Raw genomic sequence first — 4,227 nt, forward strand, 5'->3', positions numbered from 1 at the left:
GGTTTTCGAATTTACGCCACAAGAAGTTCGACCAATCCAATGGGAAGAACGTAACGGAATGAACTCCAACTCTATTTTGATATCCTATAAGCCAAATTGGGTACCAAGGAGTTTCACATGCGCAATATCGTTTCCCGTCTGCTTGGCGTCGGTGTGGTTATCGGTATCGGCTTCTTGATCAACATGCTGCGCGACACCACAAGCTGCAGCGGTCCCAAGGCCGTAACCTGGGATGATGCAACTGGGGCGAGAATCGAAGAGTCGATCCAGGATTACAACTCATTCAATGATTACGCAGAAATCTCCGGAAATACGGATTACGTAATGCGAGCGGAACAACGCTATCAAGGCCAATCCGGACAGGCTACGATCACATGTCTTGAAGATATTAACGAACTGATCGAGGAATTCTTCCGCCTCGAATGGAAAATGTACGAAGCAGCGAGTAATGGCAATTATGATCTCGCATATCAGTACGATAAGGAATCCGCCGAGTTGTCCGATGATATTCAGCTCGAATTCGACCGACTCGCTGAAAAATATGAAGATTGGCAAACAGATTAAGCTTGGAAAGCGGTGGATCGACCTTTACGGCTAATACCTGAGCCGAGGCAAGCAAGCTGATTCTGCATGGTGGTGAAGCAAACAAATGGCGCTCAATCTAGACGATCGATTGGGCGCCCGGGATTCCCCAACCCCATTTTCTGACGTCTACAACCGTCGAGGACGACACCCTTTAGGTTCAAGACGCAGCAGGCTCAAGCCGATCAGCACTGTAATCGAGAAAACCAACTTCAAGCCGGAAAAGACGGCGGCGATGAAGGTGCCCAAGATCCGGTCATCGGCGAGGATAATTCACATTTCTAACTCCAAACTATCATCATTCGATCCGGCAAGCCCACGCGCTCGTCAGCTTGGTTTATAATTCCCTGGCAATGCGCTTACGGATCCAGGCTTAATCGCAAGTATCCCGTTCGACGTAAAACTGAACCACGAAAGAGGTCTGAGTTGAAATTATTTGTTCCCGGACGTATTTGTCTTTTCGGAGAGCACTCCGATTGGGCCGGCGGATACCGCCGTTTCGACGTAGATATCGAGAAGGGCTATACCCTGCTCACCGGCACCGACCAGGGCATCTACGCTGAAGTCGAACCGCATCCATCCGCTTTGGTTCTCTACTCCACCACGCCAAGCGGTGAGAAGAACGGCCCCTATGAGATTCCGATGGATCCCAAAGCGCTTCTCGAAGAAGCTCAAAAAGGAGGCTATTGGAGCTACATCGCAGGGGTGGCCTATCAGATTCTGATTAACTACCAGGTCCGTGGCCTGATCATCGATAACTACAAGACCGACCTGCCGATCAAGAAAGGCCTGTCATCCAGCGCAGCAATATGCGTCTTGACCGCGCGCGCCTTCAATCGCATCTATGACCTCAAAATGACGATACGCGGTGAGATGGAGCATGCTTATCAGGGCGAGATCACCACGCCCTCCCGCTGTGGGCGCATGGACCAGGGCTGCGCCTACGGGAATCGTCCCATCTTGATGACGTTCGACGGCGACCACCTCGATGTTACCGAACTCCAGGTTCCGGCAAACATGTACTTGGTGATCGTGGATCTGAATGCCGAAAAAGACACCACAGAGATATTGGCTCGACTGAGTCGCGGTTTTCCCTATCCCGAGTCCGAAATCGAACGCGGCGTTCAAGAACTCCTGGGATCGATCAACAAGAGAATCGTGCATGAAGCCGTCGAAGCGCTCACTTCCTCGAACGCCGAACGGCTGGGCGAGTTAATGCATGAAGCGCAAACGGAGTTCGATCGTCTGGCGACGCCTGCCTGCCCGGAGGAGTTAACCGCGCCGGTCTTGCATCGCGCATTGAATCTCGAATCACTCCATCCCTATGTTTTTGGAGGAAAAGGCGTTGGCTCGCAAGGAGACGGCACCGCGCAGTTCATCGTTCGCAGCGAAGCGGACCAAAAAGATGCGATCGAGACCATCGAACGCGAATTGGGATTGTCCTGTCTGCCGCTGACGATACATACCGGAGCGAAGGTGCGTAAAGCGGTGATTCCTGCAGCGGGATTTGGAACACGCCTCTTTCCAGCGACCAAAGCGGCCAAGAAAGAGCTGTTTCCCGTGATCGACCGGGACGGCATCGCGAAACCCGCCATCCTGCTGATCGTTGAAGAAGCGCTCAAAGCCGGCATCGAAGAGGTGATCATCATTGTTCAAGAGCACGATCTCGATGCCTTCAACGCATTGTTCAACGAACAAATCACGATCGAGAACTACAACAAACTGCCGCGTCGTTTTCAGGAATATGCCCAGCAAATATTGGAAATCGGCCGCAGGGTGTCCTTCGTTACCCAGAAGACCCAGGAGGGTTTCGGACACGCCGTGTACTGCGCCATGGATACGGTTGGGGATGAACCCTTCCTGCTGATGCTAGGAGATCACCTCTACCGCTCGAAAGGTGAATCCTCTTGCGCCCAGCAATTAATCGAAGCCTACCAAAAGCATGCCCTCAGCGTCATCGGTTTACGACGCACACCCGAAGTGGAGATTGCCAACTTCGGAACGGTGACCGGTGTCTGGATGGAAGAGGGACGGGATTTAAACATCACCGAATTCGCCGAAAAACCCTCGCTCGATTACGCCCGCAGCAACTTGCGCGTCAGAGGGCTTCCTGATGATGAGTACCTGACCGCCTTTGGATTGTACGTGATCAAGCCACAAATCTTCGACTATCTCGAAGAACACATCACCAATAATGTGCGCGAACGAGGGGAGTTCCAGCTCACTTCCGCGCTGGACCGCTTACGGCAGGAAGACGGGTTCATGGGCATCTTGATGGACGGTCAGCGCTACGATATCGGGCTTCCGGAACACTACCTGGAAACACTGATGTCTTTTCGAGGCGAAGAATAAATCATATCCGGCTGACGCGTAGTTTTCCATCCGCAAGCCGAGGATTTGTAAAGCAGCGGTCCGTCTCCGCACATGGTCACCGCATGTCAAACCCAGCCAGGAGCGCAAGCAGGCGCTGCCGTGAATTCGTTAGTGACGCAAAAGGTTTTCCGTTCGTCCCGCACGAATTATCCAGCGAGAACGGGATTCCCGCCGTTTCGAACTACAGCGCTTCTTGATTGCGTCCATTTGGTTCGAGACGCAGCAGGCTCAAGTTGATCACCGCCGCAATGAAAAACACCAACGCCGAGGCACGGAACATCGTCGTGTACCCGTAATTGTCGATGCACCAGGCAGCCAGGAAAGGCGCCAGCAGTGTAGCGGGAGCGATGAGAGAATTCGCCATCCCGATGTAGGTCGCCTGATTGGCGTGCGTCCCGAACTCGAGGCTGAGCACCATCGATGTGGTCCAATTCGCCACTGCCCCCATGCCAGCCAGACCGAAGACGACGAACCACAGCGGGATGGCGGTGACCCAGCCGGCCAGGCCTGCACTCAACATGGCCATCGTCGATCCAAGCAGCAGGATGAAACGGTGATTCGTGCGATCGCCGAGCGCGCCGAGCGTCGGATTGGCGATTACTTGCGAAAAGAAGATGACCCCCGTCAACCAACCCACCAGCGCTTCGCTGACTCCCAATTCTCCGACGGCATACACGGCATAGAAGGAAAAGGCGGCGCCGCCCAACTGCAGGATCATGCGAATCAGCAGAAAACGACGGAATATCCGATCGCTGCTGAGAATGTCGCCGACTTCCTGCCATAATTTCGTGGCGATCCCGGAAGGATAAGCCGGAGTGTGATCCTGCTCCCGTGTCAACCCCAAGAAGATAAAGGAGAGCGCCAAACCCGCGCTGGCGAGCAGGAAGCAATCGGCGAATATTGCAGTGATGCCCATGAGCAGATTGGCAGCTGAACCCTGAACGCCGAAGAAACGACCGTGCCAGGTCGGAGGGATGATTTTTCCGATCATCGACTGCCACACCGTGGCAGTGAAGCCGCCTCCCAACCCCTGCCATATCAACAAGACGTAGATCAGCATCAACGCAAATGTGGGTTCCAACTTGGGCAGCAGATAGGCCACCACCGCCAATCCGAGAAAAGGCACGCGTTCGAATACGGTCATCGTCATCACCATCGGCTTGAAGCGTGTGAGACGATGACCGTATTCGAACGCGTGCCTTTTCTCGGATTGGCGGTGGTGGCCTATCTGCTGCCCAAGTTGGAACCCACATTTGCGTTGATGCTGATCTA

3 protein-coding genes are annotated in these 4,227 nt (G+C 53.9%); 2 read left to right on the forward strand and 1 reads right to left on the reverse strand.

Annotation, left to right across the window (positions count from 1 at the left end; translation table 11 throughout):
• The first annotated feature begins 117 nt into the window (after positions 1-117).
• Both P8Z34_11375 and P8Z34_11380 read left to right on the forward strand, forming a co-directional pair.
• On the forward strand, positions 118-564 hold the full coding sequence (locus tag P8Z34_11375; GenBank protein ID MEJ2551273.1) for a hypothetical protein: 447 nt from the start codon (positions 118-120) through the stop codon (positions 562-564).
• Between the two features lie 444 nt (positions 565-1,008).
• Positions 1,009-2,934, forward strand: a complete 1,926-nt coding sequence (locus P8Z34_11380; protein ID MEJ2551274.1) for a sugar phosphate nucleotidyltransferase — start codon at positions 1,009-1,011, stop codon at positions 2,932-2,934.
• A gap of 202 nt (positions 2,935-3,136) precedes the next feature.
• On the opposite strand, the gene P8Z34_11385 is transcribed toward P8Z34_11380, so the two are convergent.
• The gene (locus P8Z34_11385) at positions 3,137-4,099 is read right to left on the reverse strand and encodes an MFS transporter (GenBank protein ID MEJ2551275.1); all 963 of its coding nucleotides are present in this window, start codon (positions 4,097-4,099) and stop codon (positions 3,137-3,139) included.
• Positions 4,100-4,227: the final 128 nt, after the last annotated feature.

The organism is Anaerolineales bacterium (genome assembly GCA_037382465.1).
Classification (GTDB): Bacteria; Chloroflexota; Anaerolineae; order Anaerolineales; family E44-bin32; genus WVZH01.

Excerpts from the sequence above, each read along its gene's own strand:
- P8Z34_11375 (MEJ2551273.1), top strand. The coding sequence starts at position 118 with ATGCGCAATATCGTTTCCCGTCTGCTTGGCGTCGGTGTGGTTATCGGT.
- P8Z34_11385 (MEJ2551275.1), bottom strand. The coding sequence starts at position 4,099 with ATGACCGTATTCGAACGCGTGCCTTTTCTCGGATTGGCGGTGGTGGCC.